The organism is Micromonospora sp. CPCC 205561 (assembly GCF_036906775.1).
Lineage (GTDB): Bacteria > Actinomycetota > Actinomycetes > Mycobacteriales > Micromonosporaceae > Micromonospora.
This window is the reverse complement of record NZ_JBAKHV010000029.1, coordinates 17,269-37,485: the sequence shown is the minus strand read 5'-3', so window position 1 is coordinate 37,485 and position 20,217 is coordinate 17,269. Positions and strand designations below refer to the sequence as shown.

Genomic DNA, 20,217 nt, shown 5'->3' with positions numbered 1-20,217 from the left:
GTCCTCACAGCCGGTAGAACGCCCGGTAGCGGCGGATCAGACGCCACTGCACCAGCACCGCGGCCACGGTCAGCAGGATCATCACCAGGGTCGCGGCGGCCGCGTAGCCGTAGCGCAGGTACTCGAAGCCGGTGCGGTAGACGAAGAGCGACAGGTAGGTGGTGGCGTACGGGGGCGGGCCGCCGTCGGTGACCACGAAGGCCGGCACGAACGAGAAGTGCAGGCTCTGGATGGCGTCGCGCACCGCCAGCAGCCCCAGCACCGGCGCCATCAGCGGCAGCGTGACGCGGCGGAACACGTCCCAGCCGGTGGCGTCCTCGATCGCCGCCATCTCGTAGACGTCGCGGGGCAGCGCGCGGCGGGCGGCCAGCAGCACCACGAAGGTCTCGCCGACGGTGAACAGACTCATTCCGATGATCGCCGCGCGGGCGTCGGTCGGGTCGGTGAGCCACTGCGGCGGGGTGCGGCCGAGCATGGTCAGGCCGTTCTCCCCGCCGGTGCGCAGCAGCTGGTTGATCGGGCCGTAGAGCGGGTTGAGCAGCCAGAGCCAGAGCAGCCCGTAGGCGATCTCCGGCACCGCGGTCGGCAGCACCGCCGCGGTACGGGCGCTGCCGACGCCGACCGCGCGGCGGTGCAGCAGCAGCGCCAGGCCGAGCGCGAAGAGCATCCGCAGCGGTACGGCCACCAGCGCGAAGACCAGCGAGTTGGTCAGCGACACCCGGAACACCGGGTCCTCCGCGAGCGCGGCGAGGTTCGCCAGCCCCGCCCAGCGCGGCGGGCGCAGCAGGTCGTACTCGGTGAAGGCCAGCGCCAGGGTGACCGCGGCGGGCAGCAGCACCAGCCCGACGAGGCCCACCAGGTACGGCGTCAGCATCAACGCCAGCTGCCGGCGCGAGCGGCGGTCCGTGGCCGTCACGGGGCGTACCGGCGGCCCGAGCCGGCGTGGAAGACGTGCACGTCGGCCCAGCGCACGCCGACGCGTACCGCCGCGCCGCGGCCGGGCCGGCGGGCGGCGGGCACCCGCGCGACGACGGGGTGCCCGCCGGCCAGGGTCAGGTACGCGTACGCGTCCTCGCCGACCACCTCGACCCGGTCGACGCCGGCCGCCGCCCCCTCGGTGGAATCCAGGACCACGGCCTCGGGGCGGAACCCGAGCTCCAGCTCCCCCGCCCCGGCGGCCAGGGCCGGCCCGGTGCCGGTGGGCGTCAGCGGTCCCGACGCGGGGAGCAGGTTCATCGCCGGGGAGCCGACGAAGCGGGCGACGAAGGTGGTGGCCGGGGTGCGCCAGATCTCGTCGGGGGTGCCGACCTGCTCGACGCGCCCGTCGCGCAGCACCGCGATCCGGTCGGCCAGCACCAGCGCCTCGGTCTGGTCGTGGGTGACGTGCACCATCGTGGCGCCCAGCCGGTCGTGCAGGGCGCGCAGCTCGGCGCGCATCTGCACCCGCAACGCCAGGTCGAGGTTGGACAGCGGCTCGTCGAGCAGGAACACGTCGGGCTCGCGGACCAGCGCCCGGGCCAGCGCGACGCGCTGCCGTTCGCCGCCGGAGAGCTGCCCGGGGCGCCGGTCGAGCAGGGTGGCGCAGCCGACGGCCTCCGCCGCCGCGCGGGCCCGCTCGCGGGCCGCCGCGCGCGGGGTGTCGCGCACCTCCAGCCCGAACGCGATGTTCTCCGCGACGCTCAGGTGCGGGAAGAGCGCGTACGACTGGAAGACCATCGACACGTTGCGCCGGCCCGGGCGGTCGCCGGTGACGTCCCGGCCGGCGATGCGCACGCGGCCGGCGGTGACCGGCTCCAGGCCGGCGACGACCCGCAGCACGGTCGACTTGCCGGCCCCCGACGGGCCGAGCACCACCAGCAGCTCGCCCCGGGCGGCGGTCAGGTCCACCTCGTGCAGCACCGTCGCCCCCCGGTAGGCGGCGCAGACGCCGGCCAGGGCGAGACCCGGGTCGCTCACCCGTGCTCCCCGCGGGCGAAGATCGGCCGGGTCTGCCGGTCGAGGTCGCGGATCACGTCGTCGAGCCGGTCGCCGCGGTGCATGGCGTTCTCCAGGATGCCGTACGTGACGTCCTCGATCTCCGGCCACGTGGAGACGGTCGGCAGCGCCCGGACCGAGGGGATCGCGTCGAGGAAGACCTTCGCGCTGCGCGGTGGCTGGGCCGGGCCGAGGAACGCCGGGGACCGCGACACCCCGATGTGCGACGGGACGGTACGGCCGGTGGCCGCGATGATCCGCTGCCCCTCCTCGGCGATGGCGAACTCCAGGAACCGCCACGCGGCCTCCTTGTGCCTCGCGCCCCGGGTCATGCAGTACGCGTCGGAGTGCAGCACCCCGACCTGCTCCTTGTAGACGGGCAGCGGGGCGACGTCCCACTCGAAGCCGGTGATCGAGCGGAACGTGGTGGTGGAGCGGCGGGAACTCATCAGCATGGCGAGCCGGCCGTTGGCGAAGCGCGACTCGTCGTCCTCGGCCTCCACCTCCTCGTCGGTGGGCACCACCCCGTACGCCAGCCGCAGGTCGACGAGGTTCTTCAGCGCCTCCCGGGCGGCCGGGGTGTCCAGCGTCAGCCGGGTCGGCCGCGCCGGGTCGTCGACGATCTCGCCGCCGCCGGACCAGACGAACGGGGCGAGCCGGATGATCGACGGCTCGACGCCCAGGCCGTGCACGGCCGGGCGCAGCGCCGCGCCCTCGCTCTCGGTGGCCCTGACCACCACTCCCCGGGGGTCGCGGGTCATCGCGGTGGCGGTGGCGACCAGGTCGTTCCAGGTCCAGCCGGCCCTCGGCTCGGGCACGCCGTACTTCGCGAACAGGGTGCGGTTGTAGTAGACGGCCAGGCTGGAGACGTTCTGCGGCAGGCAGAGCTGCCGGTCCTGCCAGCGGAAGGCGTCCCACGCCACTTGGTAGTAGTCGGCCGGGTCGACGGCGTCGGAGGCGGCCAGCCGCTCGTCGAGCGGCTCGATGACGTCCTTGGCGGCGAACTGGCCGTAGAAGCGGTAGTTCATCAGGAACAGATCCGGCGGGGCGCCGCCGGCCACCGAGGTGGCGAGGCGGGCCAGCAGGTCCTTGCGGTCGCTGGCCTCGACGAGCTGCACGTCGGCGCCGGGGCGGGCCTTCTCGTACGCCTCGACGAGGGTGCGGTAGGCGGCGAGTTCCTCGGGGGCGCCGAAGACCAGCAGCCGCACCGGCCCGTCGGCCGACGACCCGGAGCCGGAGCCGCACCCGGCGACGGCCAGCACGGCGGTGAGCAGCAGCGCGAGCAGTGCCTTCGGTCGCGTCGTCGGTTCCGTTGCCGGTCGCATCGTCAGTCTCGTCCCGTCGGGTCGTCGTGGTGGAGGAAGCGCCGCTGGGCGAGCACGAAGACGGCCAGCGCCGGCACCGTGGCCAGCACCGCGCCGGCCAGGAAGACCGGGAAGTTCGTCGGGTCCAGCACCGACAGGGAACGCAGCGCCAGCGGCAGGGTGAACAGCTCGCGGTCGTAGACGTAGACCAGCGGGTCGAGGAAGTTCGACCAGGTGAGCACGAAGGTCAGCGCGGTGAGGCCGGCGGTGACCGGGCGCGCCAGCGGCAGGGCGACCCGCCACCAGGTGCGCGCCGGCGAGAGGTCGGCCACCAGGCAGGCGTCGTAGAGGTCCGCCGGCAGCGCCCGGAACGCCAGGTAGTAGACCAGGACGTAGAGCGGCGAGGTGCCCAGCAACGCCGGGGCGACCAGCGGCACCAGGGTGTCGGTCAGGCCGAGCACCCGGAAGATCGCGAAGCGGGGCACCAGCAGCGCCGTGGCCGGCACCATCAGGGCGACCAGGGAGGCCGCCACGACGACGCCGGTGACGCGCGGCGCGACCCGGGCCAGCGCGAAGCCCGCGAGGGAGGCGACGAGCACGCTCAGCGGCACCGCGACGACCGCGACGAGGACCGAGTTGAGCGAGGCGCGCAGCAGCCCGCCCAGCTCGACGGCCTGCTGGTAGCCGGTGGTGGAGACCGGCTCCGGCACGAGGCGCGGGGTGGGCGGCGGCGGCAGGCCCGGCTCGGTGAGCGAGCCGGAGACCAGCAGCAGCAGCGGCGGGACGAAGACGAGCAGGACGAAGGCCGCGCCGAGGGTGCGCCAGGCGCGGCCGGCCGCCCCGGGCAGCGGTGAGGGGCCGCGCGCGCGGCCCCTCACCGTGTCGTTGCCGATGGTCGCCTGCCTCAGAGCGTGAGCTGCCAGGCGCCGAGGCCGTGCGAGGCGGCGTAGAGCAGCCGCTTGCCCGGCACGATGGTCAGCCCGGCCACCTCCACGTTCGGCATGCCGCGGGCCGCCTTCACCCAGGTGGTGCTGCCCCGGGCCAGCCGCAGCACGCCGAAGTCGGTGGCCGCGTAGAGGGTGCCGGTGACGTCGTCGCGGACCAGGTCGGTGATCGGCTGGTCGCCGAGGTCGTACGACCGGTCGGTCCACGTGGCGCCGGCGGCGGCCAGCCGCAGCTCGAACGCGTGGCCCGCCGTGGCCGGGGTGTTCGAGTTGAACCCGCTGTAGGAGACCCACGCCCGGGCCGGGTCGGCCGGGTCGACGTGGATGCTGGTGACGAAGCGGTTGGGGGTCGCGGCCGTGTCGACCCGCGTCCAGGTGACCGCCGACGCCGGCTCGGCGTCGACGTTGCGGGAGACGAACACCCGGCCGGTGCTGGTGGCGGCGTACGCCGTGGACGAGTCGGTGCCGACCCGCTCGATGACCGAGACGGCGCCGCCGGCCCGGTCGCCCCACGCGGCGTCGGTCAGGTTGACGGTGCCCAGCGGCGCGAAGTCGCCGCACTGCGCCTCGAAGGTGCCGGTCCAGGTGTTGCAGATCCGGTTGGCCTCGGCGATGCTCCGGTCGCCCAGCCCGAACGTCTTCGTCCGGTAGACGGTGCGCGAGGTGCCGGCGAAGATCGTGCCGCTGACCTTCGGGTCGGTGCTGACCGGGGGGTAGAACAGGGTGCCCGGCTGCCCGAAGACCGGGTCGGAGATGGAGATCCAGCTGCCCGTGTCGCCATTGGCGAAGTTCACCTCGGGCGAGGCGTCGTAGAAGGTGTGGAAGCGGAACTCCGGCCTGCCGACGTCGAAGCCGGACGCGCCGCCGTCACCGATCATCGTGTTGACCCAGCGGCGGCGCTCGCCCTTGTTCTCCCAGGTGCCGTTGTCCTGGGTGCCGCCCTGTAGCAGGCGGTGGTCGTGCGGGCTGGCCGAGAGGCTGATGAACTGCAACGTGTTCATGCCCTTGTTGATGCCGTCCAGCCTCGACGGGATCTTCGACAGCATCTGCCGGCAGCGGTCCTTCTGCGCCTGGGTCGCCAGGTTGCGCTCCGGGTTGTCGCACCAGGCCGAGCGGTCCACGAACTGGCCGCTGGAGCGCATCACGCCGCCGTCGTTGGCCTCGAAGAACTGGTACGGGTTGCGCGGGTGCGTCACCAGGGCGTGCTGGTCGGGGTGCAGGCCGTTGGGGTGCAGCTCGTCGGTGCCGTCGAAGGTCATGTCGGTGCCGCTGACGCCGGCGTCGGTGGAGAGCACCACCGCCCGCTTGTTGGCGACGGTCTCGCCGTAGACGTACGAGCCGCCCGTGTAGACGATGTCGGGGTGCCCGGCCGGGGTGTGCACGAAGACGTCGTACCAGCACTGGCCGGTGCACTGGTTGTAGGTGGCGTAGCCCGGGTCGGCCGGGTTGGCGCTGGTCAGGTCGGCGAACGCGGGGGCGCCGCCGGCCACGTCGTCGCTGCGGAACAGCCGGGAGTACGGGTTGCCGATGTTGCCCTCGTGGACGTACATCCGGGTCTTGCCGTTCGGCAGGGCGGTCACGTCGATCGCGGCCCGGGTCTGGAAGACCGCCGGGTTCAGCGACGGCTTGATCTGCGTCCAGGTGGCGCCGGCGTCGGCCGAGCGCCACACCCCCCGGGCGTACGAGGAGGCGTAGACGGTGTTCGGGTCACGCGGGTCGAGCTTGACGTAGCGCACGCCGCGCGGCGAACAGGCGGCGGTGTTGTTGTACTCCGCGGCGCTGCCGGTGCACTGGGTGGCGTCGGCCGAGCCGTTGTGGATGAACTTCCAGTTCGCGCCGCCGTCGGACGACTTGTAGAGGCCCCACTTCTCGGCGTCGGGCACCGGCCGGGTGACCCCGGTGCAGCAGGAGCTGGACATGCCGCGCAGGGCGGTGGTGGTGGCGACGTAGAGCGTCTTCGGGTCGCCGGGCTTGACGGTGATCTCGCCGATGCCCTTGCCGGCGAGGGCATCCTTGCCCAGCGGGCCGTTCCAGGTCACGCCGCCGTTGGTGGACTTGTAGAGGCCGACCCCCGCGACGCAGCCGGAGGCGCAGGTGTTCGCCTCGCCGGTGCCGACGTAGATGGTCAGGCCGGTCCTGTCGTTGCGGTCGATCCTGACCGAACCGGCCGCGTTGATGCCGAGCGGCCCGCCGAGGTAGAACCACTTCGGCTCGGCCGCCAGGACGTTGAGGGTGCCCCAGACGCCGCCGCCGGCCGGCGTGACGTAGGCCCGGCAGAGCAGGGCGTTGCAGTCCGGCGCGATGTCGATGGAGGTGACCCGGCCACCCGCGACGTACTCGTTCGGCACGTAGTTGGCGGCGTTGCGGAACTCGGTGAACGGGTAGAGCGCCTCGCTGGGCCCGATGTTCGTCCAGCCGCGGGTGCCGCCGGCGCGTCGCTCGGCCGACGCGTACGCCGACCTGGAGCGGTCCATCTGGGCGATGCTGATCGCGTTGGCCGGATACGCGCGCTCCAGGAACTCCTGCTGGGCGGCGTTGCCGGGCCCCTCCGGCGACATGCCGTCGCTGCCCGGCACCGCCTGGCGCAGCCGCTCCATGTGGGCGCCGAGCGCCCCCGGCATCTCTCCGTCGCCGGCCACGGCGGCGGGGGCCGGCACCTCGGCGCCGGCGAGGTGGATCCCGACGAGTCCGGTCGATGCCACTACGGCACCGACCGCCAGTCCGGCAAGCAGGTGGCGACGTCTGCGCTTCACGAGGGTCCCTCCGGCAGCTGAGGACGCCGACGCAGCGCGGCCCTCCGGATTGGCTGCCGTCACTGGACGCGTCCACGCTGGAGAATGGCAGAGCGCATCGACGCGGGCAATCCCTTGCGGGAACGGGATCGGCGGACGGTTGCATCCGCACCCAGCGGGTAGTGCGCCGACATGCCATCGCGTTACGAGAACTATCCGAGAATCGCCATCGTCACGGGCGCTGATTCCGGCATCGGCCGGGCCTGCGCCGTCGCGCTCGCCGAGGCCGGCTTCGACGTCGGCGTCACCTGGTACCGGGACGCCGCCGGGGCCGAACGGACCGCCGCGGAGGTACGCGCCGCCGGCCGGCGCTGCGAGACCGCCGAGCTGGACCTGACCCGGCTGCCGGGGGCCGACGCGGTCGTCGACGAGCTGGCCGACCGCCTCGGCGGCCTGGGGGTGCTGGTCAACAACGCCGGCACCGGGGCCTCCACCCCCTTCGTCGACACCGCCTGGGAGCAGTGGCGCGAGGTGCTCTCCGTGGACCTCGACGGGCCGTTCCTGTGCGCGCAGCGGGCCGCCCGGCGGATGCGGACCGCCGGGCTGGGCGGCCGGATCGTCAACATCACCAGCGTCCACGAGCACGCCCCCCGGGTGGGCTCGGCCGCGTACTGCGCGGCGAAGGGCGGGCTCGGCCTGCTGACGAAGGTGATGGCGCAGGAGCTGGCCGCCGACGGCATCACGGTCAACGCCGTCGCCCCCGGGGAGATCTCCACCCCGATGACCGGGCAGGAGGACGTCGACCCGTTCACCGAGGAGCGGCCCGGCGTGCCGGTCGGGCGGCCGGGGGACGCGCGTGAGGTCGCCGCCGTGGTCGCGTTGCTCGCCTCGCCCGCCGCCGCGTACGTCACGGGCGCGTCCTGGCCGGTCGACGGCGGCATGCTGATGATGGGCCCCCAGGCCAACTCGCTGGAGTCGCACGACTGGCGTTCGGTGCGGGGGTGACCGGGGGGCGCGGCGGGGCGCCCGGCCGCGGCCTCTCTCCCGCGTGCCCGCCGCGGGGGTGGCGCGCGGCCGAGGCCGGGTTGGCGCGGATCCGCCGGAGCCGCACCCCCGCGGCCCACGACCGGTGCGGCGGCGGGACAATGGGAGCCTCCGCCCGCGAGGCTGCCGGCGGGAACCCCCGATCGGCAGGAGAACGGTCAGCGTGGCGGAGACCCCCGGGGCGACGTCGTCGGCGGACGGGCTGCGCGCCGACTGCGCCCGGTGCTTCGGGCTCTGCTGCGTCGCGCCCGCCTTCGCCGCGTCGGCCGACTTCGCCATCGACAAGCCAGCCGGCCGGCCCTGCCCGAACCTGGGGGCCGACTCGCGCTGCGGCATCCACGCCGACCTGCGCGAACGGGGGTTTCCCGGCTGCACGGTCTTCGACTGCTTCGGCGCCGGGCAGCGGGTGGCCCAGCTCACGTTCGGCGGGCGGGACTGGCGCGACGCGCCGGAGACCGCGACGCGGATGTTCGACACGTTCGCGGTGATGCGACCGCTGCACGAGCTGCTCTGGTACCTGACCGAGGCGCTCGCGACGCGCCCGCCTCCGCCGCTGCGCGACGAGTTGTCCCTCGCGCTCGACGAGACGGAGCGGTTGACCCGGCAGCCCGCCGAGGCGCTGCTGCGGCTCGACGTGCGCGCGTACCGGGGGCGGGTCAACCCGCTGCTGTCCCGGGCCGGGGACGCGGCCCGGGCCCGGGGCGGCCGACCCGGGGCGGACCGGCGGGGCGCCCAGCTGTTCGGCGTCGACCTGCGCCGCGTCGACCTGCGCCGGGCCAACCTGCGCGGGGCGCTGCTGATCGGCGCCGACCTGCGCGGCGTCGACCTCGGCCTGGCCGACCTCACCGGCGCCGACCTGCGCGGGGCCGACCTGCGCGGCGCGGACCTCTCCGGCAGCCTGTTCCTGCACCAGTCGCAGCTCGACGCGGCCCGGGGCGACCCGCACACCGTCCTGCCGCCCGGCCGGACACGCCCCGGACACTGGTCGCCGCTCTCCCTAACCCCCCTGCGCCGCCCACCCCGCCGCCGCCGCTGACCCACCCTCGCCCCATTTCTTGGCGATCATGTGTTTGTCGCCTCGGCGAAGCGGCACGGGCGCTACGGGCGCCACAACTGCATGATCGCCGCGGCAGAGCCGGCGGGCCGGGCCGGCGGGGCGGGGGTTTCGTGCGGAGCGCTGCGGGTAGCCGAGGGCCGGAACGGCAGACGGCAGGCGGCACGGGGAGGCAGCGGTGGGGTATCGGGCGCGCGACGGTGAGCTGCCGGTCGACCCGGAGCACGCCGAGGACGAGGCCGGTCAGGCACGGCTGGTCCAGGTCGAGGCGGACACCGACGTCCCGGCGCCGGACGACACGACGGAGAAGCCCGACATCGTCACCGAGGACGACGGCTCGGGCATGGCGGGCGGCGCGTCGGGCAGCTCCAGCGGCGGATCCGGCATGCCGGGCCACCCGGACGCGGCACGCTGAGCACCGCCACGCACGTTTGCGGGCAGGCCAGCGGGGCAGGAGTGCGGCATGACCGAAGAGAACCGTACCGACCGGGCCGCCACCGACGAGCCGGACGGCGCCACCGCCATGCAGGCGTCGCTGCGCCCGCCGGGCGAGTCCCTGCACAGCACCGACGACACCGGCGACGACTTCGCCGACCTGCCGGCCGAGGACCGACGGTCGGCCCGGGAGGTCAGTCGCGCCGGCTACGACGTGGACGCCGTCTCCGGCACCACCGACCCGAGCCGCACCGAGTGACCTGACCGCCGGCTCGCCCGCCGGCCCGGTCAGCGGCCGGCGGGCACCACCGACGTGCGGGCCTCGGTCATGCCCCGGTTGGCCAGCGCGTCGGCGCGCTCGTTCTCCGGGTGGCCGTTGTGCCCCTTCACCCACAGCCAGGTGACGTCGTGCTGGGCGCACGCGGCCTCCAGCCGCTGCCACAGGTCGGCGTTCTTGACCGGCTGCTTCGCGGCCGTCCGCCAACCGTTGCGCTTCCACGACGCCAGCCAGCTCGTGATGCCGTTGCGCACGTACGTGCTGTCGGTGTGCAGCTCGACGGTGACGGGCCGGGTCAGGCTCTCCAGCGCCTGGATGGCGGCCATCAGCTCCATCCGGTTGTTGGTGGTGGGGGTCGTCTCGCCGCCGCACAGCTCCCGCTCGTGCGCGCCGTAGCGCAGCACCACGCCCCACCCGCCGGGCCCGGGGTTGCCGCTGCACGCCCCGTCGGTCCAGATCTGCACGACCCTGCCGGCCGTCTCGTCCACCATGTCGGCAACCTACCGAATCCGCACCGCCTCCCCCGCCGTCGGGGCGGTGGTGGCGCGCCGGCCGGAGAGGCTCAGCCGTCGGCGTCGGCCCGCTCACCCACCACCGGCGGCGGGACCGCCCACGTCGCCGACCGCCGGGCCGGGACGAGGCGGTCCCGGAGCCGGGCCACGGCGTCGCCCGCGGTGGCGGTGACCATCGGCAGCAGCCGGGTGGAACTCATCAGCGCCAGCTCCTGCGCCGGGCTGGTGGCGCCGTCGAGGAACCGCAGCACCCGCTCGGCGGGGTTGCGGTCGAAGAGCCGACCGAAGAACTCGGGCCCGTCGACGCCGCCGGCGTCCAGCGCCCGCAGCGCGACCGCGTCCATCCAGCGGTGCCGACGGGGGTACGCGGGGCGGGGCACCGGCGGGCGGCCGGCGGCGAGGGCGCGCGCGACCTGCTCGGCCTGGCGGTGCATGGCGGAGAAGGTGAAGCCGGTCGACGGCCGGGTGGCGCCGCCGGCCGTGCCGAGGCGCACCACCCGGGGCGAGGGCCGAGCCTCGAACGGGGCGTCGGTCATCGGGATCACCCCGTTCTCCACCTCCCGGACCCTCAGCCGGGTCGGGTCGAGGCCGAGCAGGTCCCGGTAGCCGGCCAGCGCCGCGTCGTACCCGGCGTCGGTGAGCAGGTCGGGCCCGAACTCCGTGTACTCCACCAGGGCGTACCGGTCGCTGACCGGCAGGACGTAGCCGAACGACACGCCCCGGGCGGGCTGCGGGGTGCGGAAGTCCATCAGGACGGCCCGGGCGGGGTCGAAGACCGGCGCGTCGGACTCCAGCCACCAGCCCCGGAAGTGCTGGAGCCAGTTGGTGCGGCCGGGTCGCCGGGGCGGCCGGGGCCGGGAGTCCAGCACCCAGGACGCGCGGACGGCCGGCCGGTCGCCGCCGACGCGTACCGTCACGTGCCGGCCGTCGTCGTGCAGGGCCCCGACCGGCGCGACGATCCGCCGCACCCCGAGGCGCCGCTCCGCCTCGGCGGCCCGGTCGTAGACCGGGCCCGAGCGCAGCATGGCGTACCGCAGGGGGGCGAGGTCGAGGAGGCGGCGGCCGGCGGGCGTCGCCACCTCGACCCGGGGCCAGCTCGCGGCCAGCAGCGGGTCCAGGTCGCTGCCGGGACGGTCCCAGAACGCCCAGGTCCGGTCCTGGCCACGCCGGTGCACCGGGTCCACGACGGCGATCCGCAGGTCGCGCACCCCGTGCCGGTCGAGGGCCGCGAGGAGCAGCGAGGCGGCGCCGCCGCCGCCGACCAGCGCCAGGTCGACGTCCAGGGGTGCGGAGGTGTTCACGCCGCCCACGCTGCCACACCGCGCGGGCCGTCCGGCCACCGACCGGCCACGCCGCCGGGGCCGCGGGCGGCCGGCGGCGGTAGGGTGCCAGCGGTCGCCCCGGGCGACGGTCCCGTCGTCGCCGGAGGACGCCCACCCCGTGAGCACCATCGCCGCCAACGCGCTCACCGCCCGCTGGGCGTCCGGCCTGGACGGCGGCCAGACGGTCCTCTCCGGCGCGGGCGTCCACCCGTTGCTGGCGCTGCTCGCCCGCTACGCCGCCGGTCCGGCCCGGGACGAACTGCTCGCGGTGGCGCCGGAGCGGGCCCGGTTCGACCTGGACCGCTCCCCCACCACCCGGCTCGCGCTCGCCGCCTGGGCGCGGCGGGACCTGCCGCTGACCGACCGGTGGTCGCGGGAGGTGCCGGCGGCGATGCGGGGGGAGCTTTCCGGTGACCCGGTGCGCGACCGGGTGGCCCTCGACGAGTGGGCCGCCACGCACACCGACGGCCTGGTCCCCCGGATGCCGGTGCGGGTCACCGCGGCGACGGCGATGGTGCTGGCCAGCGCGCTGTCGCTGCGGACCGGGTGGGCCGAGCCGTTCCGCGACGCGTGGTGCCAGCCGACCGCCGGGCCGTGGCGCGGGCGCCGGCTGGCCGGGCTGAGCCGGCTCAGCCGCGACCTCGACGCGCTGCGGGCCGCCGACACCCCCGCCGGCCCGGTGAGCCTGCTGACCGTACGCGGTGCCGAGGACGTCGACGTGGTGCTCGCCCTGGGCACGCCGGGGCGCGGGGCGGCCGAGGTGCTGCCGGCCGCGATCGGCGCGCTCGGCACACCGGCCGCGCTGCCGGTCGCCGCCGGTCCGGGCGTCGACGAGCAGACCGTGGACGCGTCCGACGACCGGCCCGAACTGCTCGTCTCCACGGTGGGCTTCACCGCCTCCGCCGACCACGACCTGCTGGAGCGGGCCGCGCTGTTCGGCCTGGGCACCGCCGTCGGCGACGGCGACCACTTTCCCGGCATCGCCCGGCGGCTCTCCGTCTCGCAGGCGCGGCAGAGCGCGACGGCGACGTTCGGCGCCACGGGTTTCCACGCGGCCGCGGTGACCGCGATCTCCACCCGGGCGGGCTCCGCGCCGCCGCCGCGCACCGCACGCAGGCGGCGGGTACGCCTCGACATCGACCGTCCGTTCGGCTTCCTCGCCGTGCACCGGGCCTCGGCGCTGGTGCTGCTCGCGGGCTGGGTGACCGACCCCGACGGGCGCGCCTGAGCGCGGACGTGCCGGGGCGGTCAGCGGCCAGTTCGACGGCAGCGGCGGCCGGCCGGCCCGCAAGTCGCTGCTGGAGGCCGGGGATCCGCTGCCCGGGCCGCGCGGCTCGGGCAGGCTGATCGCAGTAGCAAACCGGGCCAGGGCGGCGGCCCGGGCGCGTACGGCCCGTCGCCGGGCATCGTTCCCGAGGCGGGCCGAGACGGCTCAGCCCCGACAGCACGCCCCCGGCGACATCGGCACGGCCAACCCTCGCGGGCGGGCCGTGCCGGCATTTCCGCTGCTCCCTCCGCCTCCGGGGTGGACACGTGACGACAACGAAGATTTCTCATTTTCACCGGATCGGGGCCCCAACCCTCCTAGGGTTGGTCACACCGGTGCTAGTCACGGAGTTGGCCACCCGAACGACGTCCCACGCAGTCAGCGGACGAAAAGTGAGGGAAGACGCGTATGAAGGCAAAGAGAGTTCTCGTATCGGCGGCGCTCGGCGTGGGTCTCGGCACGCTCCTGCTCCCCGGCGCGGCGCTGGCCGACACCGTCGTGTCACCGGCGACCACGCCGGTAGGCGGGACGGTCGTGCTCACCGCGACGACCTGCAACCCGAAGTCCGGCGACGCGATCTTCCGCGTCACCGGGCCCGACCGCGACCAGAACGTGCGGTCCACCACCGCGGCCGCCGGCGGCGGGCTGAGTGCCGAACTCTTCACCGCCGGCTTCACCCTGGGCACCTACACGGTGACCGCGACCTGCGGCGACGGCAGCGCGGCCGGCACCGCCACGTTCACCGTCACCCCGATCGGCGGCGCCCAGGCCGGCGGCCGCGGCGACGCCGACGGGACCGGGGCACTGGCGGCCGGCGGGGCCCTGCTCGGCTCCGCCGCGGGCGGCGCCCTGATCCTGGCCCGCCGCCGGCGCCACATGGCGGCGGCCACGCTCTGACCGACGGCCCCGCGCCGTCCATCCCTGAGGGCCGTCCATCCCTGCAACGGGTGCCCGCACCGGTGAACCGCCGGAGCGGGCACCCGGGCGAACGCGTACGGAGGTGCCATCGTGTCCTGGCGCAGGCCCGGCTGGGCGGTGACGGTCATCGTCCTGCTCGGCACCACCGGGCTCGCCCTGGTCGCCGCCGGGGTGGCCACGATCCCGCCCCGCCCGCCCCGGCCGGGGGCCGCCGACGCCCCCGCGCCGGCCCGCTCCGCGCCGCCGGTGCCGCCGCTGCACCGGGCCGAGCCGGTCGACGTGCGGATCCCGGCCATCGACGTGCGGGCGCGGGTCGTCCCGGTGGGCGCCGACGCCGAGGGGCGCCTGGAGGTGCCGCCGCTGGACCGGCCCACCGTGGCCGGCTGGTACCGGCACGGCGTCACCCCCGGCGAGACCGGCAACGCCGTGCTCGTCGGGCACGTCGACTCCGCCGCCGGCCCCGCCGTCTTCTTCGACCTCGGCCGGCTGCGGCCCGGCGACACCGTGCGGGTCACCCGCGCCGACGCCAGCGTCGCCACCTTCGCCGTCGACGGCGTCGGGTCGTACCCGAAGGGCCGCTTCCCCACCGACCTGGTCTACGGGCCCAGCGACGCGACCGCCCTGCGCCTGATCACCTGCGGCGGCCGGTTCGACCGGGACAGCGGCAACTACGTCGACAACGTCGTCGTCTTCGCCAGCCGGGTGCCGTGATCCCGGATCCGCCGCGCCCGAGTACGGTGTGCGCGCGGATGGCGGCGACGCGGAGGTGCACGGGTGGCGCAGCGGGCGGCGGAACGGACGCGTCTGTCCACGGTGTTCGACCGGCTGCTCGGCCGGGGGCTGCCGGGGCAGGGTCCGCCACGGCCCCGACGGTCCAACCCCGACGCCGTGGTCGACTGCGCCGTCTACCTCGGCGGCCGCCGCGAGCCGGGCCGCCCGCACTACGCCGACGCGTACGCCCGCGCCCGCCGCGCCCGGGACGGCTTCGTCTGGCTGGGCCTGCACGAACCCGACCCCGCGGTGATGGCGGCGGTCGGCCGCACCTTCGGGCTCGACGACCTGACCGTCGAGCAGACCCTCGCCGACGGCCACCGCCCCACCGTGCGGCGCGACGGCGACGTGACCCTGCTCGTGCTGCGCACCGCCGGGTACGTGGAGCACGCCGAGCTGACCGACACCTCCGAGGTGATCGACACCGGCGACGTGATGGTCCTGCTCGGCGACCGCTTCGTCATCACCGTGCGGCACGGTGCCGCCGGCGCGCTCACCTCGGTCCGGGCCGACATCCAGGGCCGCCCGGCGGTGCTGGCCGAGGGTCCCTGGGCCGTGGCGTACGCGGTCTGCTCCCGGATGGTCGACCTCTACCTGGAGGTCGCCGGGCACGTGGAGCGGGACCTGGAACGGGTCGAGGAGACCGTCTTCGCCCGGGACCGTTCCGCCGACATCCAGCACATCTACCAGCTCAAGCGCGAGGTGGTGGAGTTCAAGCGGGCGGTGCTGCCGCTTCAGGCGCCGCTGCGCTCCCTGCTCGACCAGCGGCCCGACAACCCGCCGACAGGACTGCGCCGGTGGTTCGTCGACGTCGACTCGCGGCTGACCCGGGCGGTGGACCGGGTCGCCGCGTACGACGACCTGCTCAACTCGATCCTGCAGTCCCGGCTGGCGCAGCTCGCGGTGGACCAGAACAACGACATGCGCAAGATCGCCGCGTGGGCCGCCATCGCCGCGACCCAGACCGGGATCGCCGGGGTCTACGGCATGAACTTCGCCGGCATGCCGGAGCTGGGCTGGCGCTACGGCTACCCCGCCGCGCTCGGCCTGATGGCACTGGCCGCGTTCACCCTGCACCGCCTCTTCCGCCGCTCCGGCTGGCTCTGACCGCCCGGCGGCGGCCCCGGTCAGTGCGTGCCGGGCGGCCCGTCGCCGAGCGCGAGGGCGCGCAGCGGGACGGGCTTGACCGGCGCCTGCGCGGTGAACGCGCCGACCTGCTCCGGGTCCCGGCCGGTGAGGGCGGAGATGAGCTGGCAGAGGCCCGGCTGGCAGGACCGCCCCTGGCACAGGCCCATGCCGGCCCGGGTCATGAGCTTCACCGCGTTGGCGGTGCCCAGATGCGGGTTGGCGCGCAGTGCGCGGCGCACGTCGCCGGCCCGTACCTCCTCGCAGCGGCAGAGCACGGTGTCGTCGGTGACCAGGCTGCCCAGGGCCGCGCGGTCCGGCGCGAACCGGTCGAGCACCCGGGTGACGAAACGGCGCCGGCGGCGCAGTTCCCGGCGCACCGGGCCGGCCAGCGTGGCGGCCCGGTGCGCGTCGAGCAGCCCCAGGTCGCGCAGCACGCCGAGGGCGGCCAGCCGGCCCTCCACCGCCGCCTGCTCCGCGCCCGCGACGCCGGTCAGCTCGCCGGCCACCGCGATCCCCGGCACCGACGTACGCAGCCACTCGTCGTGCCGGACCACCCAGCCGCCCGCGGGGGAATCCCAGCCCACCGCGCAACCGGCCTGGCGGGCCAGCTCGACGGAGGGGACGAAGCCGTACCCCAGCGCCAGCACGTCGCAGGGCAGCACCCGGTCGGTGCCGGGCTCGGGCCGCCCGGCGGGGCCGATGGCGGCGAGGGTCACGGCGCTCAGCTCCGGGTCTCCGTCGGCCCGGCGGACGACCGTGCCGAAGCGCACCGGCACCCCCGCGCGCCGCAGGACGCGCAGCGCGCCGACGCCCTCGGCGAGCTTGCCTGCCGCACCGGCCGCGGCGGCCAGCCCGGCCGGCCCGGGCAGCAGGTCGCGCCGGCGCTGGAGCATCGCGACCTCGACCACCCGCGCGCCGGCCCGGACCAGCTGGGCGGCCACGACCAGCAGCAGCGGGTGCCCACCGGCGAGCACGAACCGGTCGCCCGGCAGCAGGCCCTGCGCCTTGACGAACGTCTGCACGCCGCCCGCCGTGAGCACTCCCGGCAGGGTCCAGCCGGGAAACGGCACCGGCAGGTCGTACGCGCCGGCGGTGAGCAGCACCGCGCGGGGTTCGAGCAGACGGACCCCGGCCGGGCCGTGCGTGGCGACCCGGTAGCGGCCTGGCGGGGGCTGCTCGCCGGCGTACCCGTCGAGGCCGGCCCGGGTGCCGAGGACGCCCCACACCGTGGTGTCGGCGAGCCACCGGACGCCGGGCGCGGCGGCGGCCTCGGCCAGCAGCACCCGGCCGGCGGCGGGCGGCCCGGCAGGCGGGGTGAACCCGGCCGGCGGCTGCCGGTAGATCTGTCCGCCCGGCTGCTCCTGCTCGTCGACGACGGTGACGGTGGCGCCGTGCCGCCCGAGGATCGCGGCGGCGGCCAGCCCGGCCGGGCCCGCGCCGACCACCACCACGTCGGGGGCGCTCACCGGGCCGCCTCCGTGCGGACCCGCATGCCGGGCCGGACCCGGACCAGGCACGAGCGCTGGCAGGGCAGGTCGTCCACGGTGACGACGCACTCGAAGCAGACCCCCATGTTGCAGTAGGGCCCCCGGCGGGCGCCGCCGCGCGTGCCGCCGACGGCCCGGCCACCGGCGGCGAGCAGCGCCGTGGCCAGCGACTCGCCCGGGTGGGCGGGCACCGGCCGCCCGTCCACCTCGATCGTGACCGGCGCGGGGCGGTCCATCCGGGTGCGCCGGGGCGCGGCCGGGCGGTGGTCAGACAAAGTTCAGCGCTCCGAAGCGGGAGGGTGAGTAGTCCTCGACGGACGCGTCGGTCCCGCCGGTCAGGACCATCCCGGCGAGCAGCCGGGCGTAGGTGAGGCCGAGGGTGAAGGCCGAGCCGCCGGTGGCGACGAAGAGCCCGGGGCGGCGCGGGACCGCGCCGAGCAGCGGCAGGTGGTCCGGGGTGAGGGTGGTCATGCCCGTCCAGGAACGGATCACCGGCAGGTCGCCGACGGCCGGGACCACCCGGGCGGCGTCGGCGTTGCCGACCAGCGACTCGTAGCGCAGCTCCGGGTTGGCCTCCAGGTCGACCCGCCCGGCCCGGCTCACCAGCTTCGCCGGCCACCCGCCGCCGATCAGCACGTTGCCGTCCTCGGTCTGCTTCATCGACAGCCGCCGCCCGACGTGCTGGATCAGGTGCGGCAGGATCGGCCCGCCGCGGGCGGTGGCGCTCATCGTCAGCCCGACCGGGAAGACCGGCAGCCGGACGTCGGCCATCGCGGCCAGCTCGGCTATCCAGACACCGGCGGCGAGCACCACCGTGTCGGCCACGTGCGTCTCCCCGGCGGCGTCCCAGGACCCGGTGCGCAGCTCCCAGCACGGGCCGCGCCGATGCAGCCCGACGACCCGGCAACCGGTGCGCAGCACCGCGCCGTGCCGGGCGGCGGCCCGGGCCAGCGCGGGGGTGACCAGCCGGGGGTTGGCCTTGCCCTCGCCGGGCACGTGGCCGGCGGCGAGCACGGTGTCGGCCAGGTACGGGGCGAACCGGCGCAGCTGCGGGCCGGAGAGCACGGCGACGTCGAGGCCGTACTCGCGTTCCAGGGCCGCCTTGCGATCGAGCACGGCGACCTCGGCGGGGGTCTCGGCCAGCATCAGCCCGCCGGTGCGCGACACCCCGCACCCCTCGCCGAGGTCCTCCTCCACCCGGGCCCAGGCCCGCATGGCGTCCAGGTGCAGCGGCAGCGCGCGCGCCGCCGCCCGGGCCGCGGCGTCGCCGTGCTCGACCATCCGGAACTCCAGCTGGAAGTGCAGGCTGCCCGCGTTCTGCCCCGAGGCGTGCCGGTTGACCTGGTCCTTCTCGACCAGCAGCACCCGGTTGCCGGCGCGGGCCAGATGCCAGGCGGTCGCGCAGCCGAGCAGGCCGCCGCCGACGACCGCGGTGTCGTACCGGGTCACGGGAGCAGTTCCAGGCGGGTCATGGTGGCGCGGACCCGGTCCTGTTCGGCGGGGGTCAGCGGGAGCAGCGGCGGGCGGACGTGACCGGCCGGCACGCCGCGCAGCGTGAGCGCGTACTTCATGATCGCCTGCGCGTTGCCGAACCGGGCGCCGTAGTCGGGCCCGAACCAGTCCTCCATGATCACCCGGTCCCGGGCGCCGAGCGCCCGGGCGCGGTCGAGGTCGCCGGCGCGCAGGGCCCGGAAGAAGTCGGGGTGGTCGGCGCCGAGCACGGCGCCGGCCCCCATCAGGCCGTCGCCGCCGATCGTGCGCATCAGCTCGATGCCCACCTCGTCGGTGGGGATGCCGAAGTAGCGCACCCGGTGCCGCAGGGCCACCAGGCCGCGCACGAAGCCGCCGAAGTCCGGCGTGGAGTTCTTGACCGCCACCACGGTGTCCAGCTCGCTCAGCTCCAGCAGCAGGTCGGCGTCCAGGTCGACGCCGGTGCCGCGCGGCCAGTTGTAGACGCAGAGCGGCAGCTGCACCGCGTCGGAGACGGCCCGGTAGAAGGCCACCACCTCCGTCCGGGTGGGCACCACGTACGGCGGCGGGGTGAGCAGGATGCCGTGCAGGCCGGCGGCGCGGGCGGCCTCGGCGTGCCGGATCGCCTCGGCCGGCGTGTACGCGTTGCAGCCGCCGAGGACCGTGAGCCGGTCACCGACGCGCTCGGCGGCCGTCCGGAACAGCTCGGCGCGTTCGGGTTCGCTGAGGCTGAACCACTCGCCCGTGGTGCCGCCGACAATCACCCCGGGCAGCCGCTCGGCGGCGAGCCAGTCCAGTTGGACCCGCCAGGCGTCGAGGTCCAGCTCCCCGGTGGCGGTGAACGGGGTGGTGACGGCCGGCAGGTAACCGGACCAGTCGACGCTGTCTCGGTCCACGGCGGGTCCTTTCGAGGGGCGGCGTCGTACCGCCCGCGTGCGCGACGCGGGCCGGGAGTCGTGCCGGACGGGTCAGGGGGTGGGCGGGGTGACCGCGATGATGAGCCGGGCCCGCTGGTCGCTGGCGTTGCGGTAGAGGTGCGGCAGCCGGGAGTCGAAGGTGATCGCCTCGCCGGTCCTCAGCACGTACTTCTCGCCGCCGATCTCGGCGACGACCTCGCCGGTGACGGCGATGGCGCACTCGGTCGAGGGGTGCGCCCACGGCTCGGCGGAGCTGGCGTCGCCGGGCGCCAGCTCCGCTTCGAGCACCTCCAGGTCACCTCGTCCCGGCGTGAGCCGGTCGTAGGCGATCTGCCCGGGCGGGGCGGCGAGCCGCGAGCGCGAGCCGGGGCGGCTGATGTGCACCAGCGGGGCGTCCGGCTCGGAGAAGAGCGCCGCGATGGAGGTGTCGAAGACCTTGGCGAGCTTACGCAGGGTGGCCAGGCTGGGGTCCGTCGCGCCGTTCTCGATCTGGCTGAGCAGGGCGGGCGACACGTCGGCCGCGGCCGCGAGCTGGCGCAGCGTGAGGGAGTGCTGCTGGCGCAGGTCACGGAGCTGGTCACCGAGCATGCGTCTTTCCTCGTTCCGAAACAGTGTGGCTAGAAATGTTTGACGTGACTATACGCCGCTGTCTAGGGTGGTC

General features: G+C 75.6%; 20 protein-coding genes. 8 read left to right on the top strand and 12 right to left on the bottom strand.

The genetic code is table 11. The features are described 5' to 3' along the window. Positions 1 to 4: 4 nt before the first annotated feature. From V6V16_RS16830 to V6V16_RS16810, 5 genes are read right to left on the bottom strand one after another with little or no spacing between them, the layout of a single operon-like run. Complete coding sequence (locus V6V16_RS16830) at positions 5 to 874, bottom strand: carbohydrate ABC transporter permease (protein WP_334563222.1); 870 nt, start codon at positions 872 to 874, stop codon at positions 5 to 7. A 38-nt stretch (positions 875 to 912) separates the two neighbouring features. Continuing rightward, positions 913 to 1,956 carry an ABC transporter ATP-binding protein gene (locus tag V6V16_RS16825; RefSeq protein ID WP_334563157.1) on the bottom strand — a complete coding sequence of 348 codons (1,044 nt, stop codon included), beginning with the start codon at positions 1,954 to 1,956 and terminating at the stop codon, positions 913 to 915. Beyond that, a complete protein-coding gene (locus tag V6V16_RS16820) occupies positions 1,953 to 3,299 on the bottom strand; it encodes an ABC transporter substrate-binding protein (protein ID WP_334563155.1) in 1,347 nt (448 codons plus the stop codon). Before V6V16_RS16820 ends, V6V16_RS16825 begins: the two co-directional genes overlap by 4 nt. 2 nt (positions 3,300 to 3,301) lie before the next feature. Further along, positions 3,302 to 4,156 (bottom strand): carbohydrate ABC transporter permease, encoded by an 855-nt coding sequence (locus V6V16_RS16815; protein ID WP_334563153.1) that lies wholly within the window; start codon positions 4,154 to 4,156, stop codon positions 3,302 to 3,304. 26 nt (positions 4,157 to 4,182) lie between these two features. Then, complete coding sequence (locus V6V16_RS16810; protein ID WP_334563151.1) at positions 4,183 to 6,975, bottom strand: exo-alpha-sialidase; 2,793 nt, start codon at positions 6,973 to 6,975, stop codon at positions 4,183 to 4,185. A gap of 171 nt (positions 6,976 to 7,146) precedes the next feature. Here V6V16_RS16810 and V6V16_RS16805 point away from each other — a divergent pair, with 171 nt between their 5' ends. The 4 genes from V6V16_RS16805 to V6V16_RS16790 all read left to right on the top strand — a co-directional run bounded on the left by V6V16_RS16805 (position 7,147) and on the right by V6V16_RS16790 (position 9,746). Beyond that, positions 7,147 to 7,959 carry an SDR family oxidoreductase gene (locus V6V16_RS16805; RefSeq protein ID WP_334563150.1) on the top strand — a complete coding sequence of 271 codons (813 nt, stop codon included), beginning with the start codon at positions 7,147 to 7,149 and terminating at the stop codon, positions 7,957 to 7,959. Positions 7,960 to 8,161: 202 nt separating this feature from the next. Next, a complete protein-coding gene (locus V6V16_RS16800) occupies positions 8,162 to 9,034 on the top strand; it encodes a pentapeptide repeat-containing protein (RefSeq protein WP_334563148.1) in 873 nt (290 codons plus the stop codon). Between the two features lie 196 nt (positions 9,035 to 9,230). Next, positions 9,231 to 9,467, top strand: a complete 237-nt coding sequence (locus tag V6V16_RS16795; RefSeq protein WP_334563147.1) for a preprotein translocase YidC — start codon at positions 9,231 to 9,233, stop codon at positions 9,465 to 9,467. Between the two features lie 48 nt (positions 9,468 to 9,515). Beyond that, positions 9,516 to 9,746 carry a hypothetical protein gene (locus V6V16_RS16790; RefSeq protein WP_334563145.1) on the top strand — a complete coding sequence of 77 codons (231 nt, stop codon included), beginning with the start codon at positions 9,516 to 9,518 and terminating at the stop codon, positions 9,744 to 9,746. Between the two features lie 29 nt (positions 9,747 to 9,775). On the opposite strand, the gene rnhA is transcribed toward V6V16_RS16790, so the two are convergent. Together rnhA and V6V16_RS16780 are read right to left on the bottom strand one after the other, a co-directional pair. Then, positions 9,776 to 10,255 carry a ribonuclease HI gene (rnhA, locus tag V6V16_RS16785; protein ID WP_334563143.1) on the bottom strand — a complete coding sequence of 160 codons (480 nt, stop codon included), beginning with the start codon at positions 10,253 to 10,255 and terminating at the stop codon, positions 9,776 to 9,778. Between the two features lie 71 nt (positions 10,256 to 10,326). Then, the gene (locus V6V16_RS16780; RefSeq protein WP_442934095.1) at positions 10,327 to 11,727 is read right to left on the bottom strand and encodes a lycopene cyclase family protein; all 1,401 of its coding nucleotides are present in this window, start codon (positions 11,725 to 11,727) and stop codon (positions 10,327 to 10,329) included. On the opposite strand from V6V16_RS16780, the gene V6V16_RS16775 reads away from it, so the two are divergent. The 4 genes from V6V16_RS16775 (at position 11,717) to V6V16_RS16760 (ending at position 15,661) form a co-directional block, all read left to right on the top strand. Next, the gene (locus tag V6V16_RS16775; RefSeq protein ID WP_334563141.1) at positions 11,717 to 12,826 is read left to right on the top strand and encodes a hypothetical protein; all 1,110 of its coding nucleotides are present in this window, start codon (positions 11,717 to 11,719) and stop codon (positions 12,824 to 12,826) included. The genes V6V16_RS16780 and V6V16_RS16775 overlap by 11 nt on opposite strands. A gap of 447 nt (positions 12,827 to 13,273) precedes the next feature. Beyond that, a complete protein-coding gene (locus tag V6V16_RS16770) occupies positions 13,274 to 13,762 on the top strand; it encodes a hypothetical protein (protein WP_334563140.1) in 489 nt (162 codons plus the stop codon). Between the two features lie 111 nt (positions 13,763 to 13,873). Then, complete coding sequence (locus V6V16_RS16765) at positions 13,874 to 14,494, top strand: class F sortase (protein WP_334563138.1); 621 nt, start codon at positions 13,874 to 13,876, stop codon at positions 14,492 to 14,494. 93 nt (positions 14,495 to 14,587) lie between these two features. Next, on the top strand, positions 14,588 to 15,661 hold the full coding sequence (locus tag V6V16_RS16760) for a magnesium and cobalt transport protein CorA (protein WP_442934094.1): 1,074 nt from the start codon (positions 14,588 to 14,590) through the stop codon (positions 15,659 to 15,661). A gap of 20 nt (positions 15,662 to 15,681) precedes the next feature. Here the strand turns inward: V6V16_RS16760 and V6V16_RS16755 are convergent, their stop codons facing one another. The 5 genes from V6V16_RS16755 to V6V16_RS16735 form a co-directional block, all read right to left on the bottom strand. Beyond that, on the bottom strand, positions 15,682 to 17,148 hold the full coding sequence (locus V6V16_RS16755) for an FAD/NAD(P)-dependent oxidoreductase (protein WP_334563136.1): 1,467 nt from the start codon (positions 17,146 to 17,148) through the stop codon (positions 15,682 to 15,684). Then, positions 17,145 to 17,444 (bottom strand): (2Fe-2S)-binding protein, encoded by a 300-nt coding sequence (locus V6V16_RS16750; protein WP_334563134.1) that lies wholly within the window; start codon positions 17,442 to 17,444, stop codon positions 17,145 to 17,147. Before V6V16_RS16750 ends, V6V16_RS16755 begins: the two co-directional genes overlap by 4 nt. Further along, complete coding sequence (locus tag V6V16_RS16745; protein WP_334563132.1) at positions 17,437 to 18,618, bottom strand: NAD(P)/FAD-dependent oxidoreductase; 1,182 nt, start codon at positions 18,616 to 18,618, stop codon at positions 17,437 to 17,439. The genes V6V16_RS16750 and V6V16_RS16745 overlap by 8 nt, the downstream gene beginning before the upstream one ends. Further along, on the bottom strand, positions 18,615 to 19,535 hold the full coding sequence (locus V6V16_RS16740; protein WP_334563130.1) for a dihydrodipicolinate synthase family protein: 921 nt from the start codon (positions 19,533 to 19,535) through the stop codon (positions 18,615 to 18,617). Before V6V16_RS16740 ends, V6V16_RS16745 begins: the two co-directional genes overlap by 4 nt. A 72-nt stretch (positions 19,536 to 19,607) precedes the next feature. Then, positions 19,608 to 20,144, bottom strand: a complete 537-nt coding sequence (locus V6V16_RS16735; RefSeq protein WP_334563129.1) for a helix-turn-helix domain-containing protein — start codon at positions 20,142 to 20,144, stop codon at positions 19,608 to 19,610. Positions 20,145 to 20,217 lie beyond the last annotated feature (73 nt).